4 protein-coding genes are annotated in these 3,699 nt (G+C 49.0%); all 4 read left to right on the plus strand.

Annotated elements, in window-relative coordinates; all coding sequences use genetic code 11:
• Positions 1-1,102, plus strand: a 1,102-nt coding sequence (locus JF818_RS09855; protein WP_198891841.1) for an aldo/keto reductase, incomplete at its 5' end; no start/stop codon positions are given.
• A gap of 279 nt (positions 1,103-1,381) precedes the next feature.
• Positions 1,382-2,293, plus strand: coding sequence for an ADP-ribosylglycohydrolase family protein (locus tag JF818_RS09860; RefSeq protein ID WP_198891842.1), 912 nt, complete (start codon positions 1,382-1,384; stop codon positions 2,291-2,293).
• Entirely contained in the window at positions 2,293-3,264 is a 972-nt protein-coding gene (locus JF818_RS09865) for an aldo/keto reductase (RefSeq protein ID WP_233067164.1), read from the plus strand. The genes JF818_RS09860 and JF818_RS09865 overlap by 1 nt, the downstream gene beginning before the upstream one ends.
• A gap of 43 nt (positions 3,265-3,307) precedes the next feature.
• Positions 3,308-3,699: DEAD/DEAH box helicase (locus JF818_RS09870; RefSeq protein ID WP_198891843.1), on the plus strand; the 392-nt coding region annotated here is incomplete at its 3' end.

Below are 3,699 nucleotides of genomic sequence, written 5' to 3' on the forward strand. Positions count from 1 at the left end.
TCTTGGATTTGGCGCCATGCGCTTCCCTACAACCCCAGAAGGCAAGATTGACCGAAAGCGTTCATTGGCTATGATGAAGGAAGCTTATGAGGCCGGGGTGAATTATTTTGATACCGCCTACCCATATCATGGCGGGGAGAGTGAGCCTTTGGTAGGAGAATTCCTCTCCACCTTGGATAGAAGCAGCTTCTACGTTGCCACAAAGCTTCCCCAATGGTCGGTTAATTCTCTAGATGATGCAAAGCGGATATTCAATGAACAGCTTATAAGACTACAACAGAGCTATATCGACTTCTATCTTATCCACGCAATTGACAAGAAAGCATTCGACCGGATGGTAGACCTTGGTGTGGTTGACTACCTGGAAGAGGAACAGAAAAAGGGCCGTATCAAGCATCTGGGCTTCTCGTTTCACTCCATCTATGAGGATTTTGAGTATATCACCCGCTTTCGCCCCTGGGATTTCATCCAGATCCAATACAACTACCTGGATACTGAAGAGCAGGCTGGAGACAAGGGCTATGAACTGTGCACAGAACTGGGCATACCCGTCATTGTGATGGAGCCGATTAAGGGAGGCTCACTTGCTGGTCTGTCCCCTGACCTGGAAGCCAAGATGAAAGCATTGGACCCTGATGCATCACCAGCTTCCTTTGCCCTTAGGTGGGTCGCTGACCACCAGAATGTGAAGGTCATCCTTAGTGGCATGTCCACAGAGGAGCAGGTCAGGGAGAACCTCCAGACCTTCTCTCCCTACAAGCCGTTGAGCGAGCACGAGAGAGCGGTACTGGAAGAGATTGGAAGCAGCATGAGAAGCCGCATCGGCAATGACTGCACCGGCTGCAAGTACTGTATGCCCTGCCCCTTCGGTGTTGATATTCCTGGGAACTTTGCACTCTGGAACAAGTACCGGATGTTCAACAACTATGAGGTGGTCAAGGACCAGTGGGAGAGCGAGAGCAGTGCTGACAAGCGTCCTCCTGCCTGCACGGAGTGTGGTCAGTGTATTCCACTCTGTCCGCAGCATATCGATATCCCTACCGATCTGAAACGGGTCCAGGAGGAGATGGAAGCTGCTCGAATAGCGTATTACCAAAAGTAGTAATATCTTACCCTCTAAGAAGCCACGCTGAAAAACAGCGTGGCTTTTCTTTGCAATAGGCATAACCATGATTAATGTACTTAACTCCGATAGCCGTGGATACTGAGTGGAAGGCAATTCAAATAGTTCATATGACCATGCAAGGGAGCCATTCCTGGAATTGGTAGCAACTGCACTTCTAGAATCTGAAAAACTCTGGTTATCTGTCCTGGATTAAAACAGGGATATGAAGCACAAAGAGACTCGTCTTTTGTGGGCACTTACGCTATTGTTAGAACCATGAATATACAAGAACGCGCTAACGGCGCTCTGCTTGGTTTGTTTGTAGGCGATGGGTTTGGCAGTCAGTGTGACGGCCTCTCCAGGGAAACACTCCAAGAAGAAGTACAAGATACAATACAAGAGGTGTTCTCCCTCGAACACCTACGCAGTGACTGTGGCATCTCAGGGGAAGTGAGCGACTTGCCGCTTCTGCTTTCCATGAGCCTGCTGTCCAACCAGGGTCTGGATGCCGATCATTTCCATGCACTGGTCAATCGTTACCGTGAGGAGAGTGAAGAAGGGTTCCCCCTTCAGGAGTATCGAGCAGCGATTCCTCTTTCTCTCATTGTAGCGATAGCAGGTGTCGAGTTGAAACAAAAACAGATCAGGGAAATAGCTCTTACAACAGCTTCACTTTTCAGTGAAGATACTCTTGAAAAAGAGGCGGTAGCACTGCTTGCCCACTGTTTTCATCTCCTGATCAATGAAGAAGTCTTTGATGGAGAAAAACTTGTACACGACCTCTTTACACAACGTGGTGGCAAGAATCTGGATGAACAACTAACTGCACTGCTCTCCAGAGCAAGAAAGCCCAGTCTTGTTGTTACTGGAAACCATACATTGAAGGAGACGCTGCTTCTGGTGTTCCACACACTGCTTCACGCTCTCTCCTTTGAGGAAGGTATGAGTGACATTGCAAGGATGGGAGGAGATGCTCGCCTATCTTGTGGCCTGTATGGAGCGTTGCAGGGTGCCCTTCAGGGACCGGAACTCTTTCCTGATAGTTGGATTGATGAACTTGTCTCCTCCTCTGCCCTTGAGCAGGCGATCAAGAAACAGACACTGTTCAAACGAGAGACGATAAAGATGGAAAGGCTTGCCTTGACCATGAGTGAAAGACTGATGAACGCTTCAGTATTTGGGAGGTAATGATAGAGTACAAATCACTAGGAAGAACCGGTATCAAGGTTTCTGAGCTCTGCTTTGGGACCATGTCCTTCGGCGGAAGAGCAGACAAGAGCGAATCAGAGAAGATGTACAAGACCTGTAGAGAGGCAGGGATCAACTTCTTTGACTGTGCCGATGTCTATCAGAAGGGAGTTGCAGAGAGCTATCTCGGAGAATTTATTTCCCAAGAGCGTGATAAGGTTGTTATCACCACCAAGACGTATGGTGCTATGGGAGACGATGTCAACGAGAAGGGTTTGAACGCAAAACATATCAGGCTGGGAGTGGAAGCAAGTCTGAAACGTCTAAATACAGACTATGTAGATGTCATGTTTCTCCATCATTTTGATCCGACTGTGAGGGAAGAGGAAACACTCCGGGCTGTTGACCGACTTGTCAGTGAAGGTAAGGTGCTCTCATTGGGAGTCAGCAACTTTGCTGCCTACCAGGTGGAAAGAATGCTTCACGTCTCAGCGATTAACCAGTTTGCCCCGATTTCGGTCATCCAACCCATGTTCAACATAGCAAAGCGTATGGCTGAGGTTGAACTGCTCCCTATGGCTGCATATGAAGGGCTTGGGGTCATCACTTACAGTCCACTTGGAGGTGGGCTGCTTACCGGCCGATACAAGGATGGCTATTCCAATGCCTCAGGAAGATTGGTCGAAAACCAGAACTACAACAAACGCTATGGCGGTCAGTTCTACGAGCAAGTTGCCCGTGAATACTCAGAGCTTTGCAGCAAGTGGGGCATCAATGAAGCAACTCTTGCAGTGGCTTGGGTAATGGCACATAAGCAGGTTACCGCCCCGATCATCGGAGCGGCTCATACCGAGCACTTGAAGCAGTCCCTACAGGCTGTATCCCTCACCCTTGAGCCTGAGCTCTTGAAGGCGATCGATGCGATCAGTCCACCACCACCTCCGGCAACGGACAGGAGTGAGGAGCAATAGGACTTGTCTGAAGCAAGGTTGAATAGTCTCATCTTTCCAAGGTATGAAAGATGAGAATACAACACATTTCCTGGAGGACCAAATCAATCTCCTCCTCCAGGAACGCTTCAACATCCCTTCCCTCTACCCATTTCAACGGCTGGTAATCCAGCGCATCGTGGAAGAGGACAGTGAAGAGAGCAATCATGAAGGATCAGTAGTGGTACTCCCTACCGGTGGAGGCAAGAGTCTCTGCTTTATGCTTCCCTCCCTTCTCGTGGAAGGGATCACTGTCTTGGTCTATCCACTGCTCTCCCTCATGCATGACCAGATCAGGCGCCTCAAGGAGGTTTCCATCCCCTATATCTGCATACAAGGTGGCCAGAGCCATCAAGAGAGGAATCTTCTACTCGAGAAATTAAAAACCAAGGAAGCTAGAATCCTGGTAACCAATGC

Source organism: Sphaerochaeta sp. S2 (assembly GCF_016406725.1).
Classification (GTDB): Bacteria; Spirochaetota; Spirochaetia; order Sphaerochaetales; family Sphaerochaetaceae; genus Sphaerochaeta.

What these genes read in the sequence shown, in the direction of transcription:
- JF818_RS09860 (WP_198891842.1), top strand. Translation starts at nt 1,382, where the DNA reads ATGAATATACAAGAACGCGCTAACGGCGCTCTGCTTGGTTTGTTTGTA.
- JF818_RS09865 (WP_233067164.1), top strand. Translation starts at nt 2,293, where the DNA reads ATGATAGAGTACAAATCACTAGGAAGAACCGGTATCAAGGTTTCTGAG.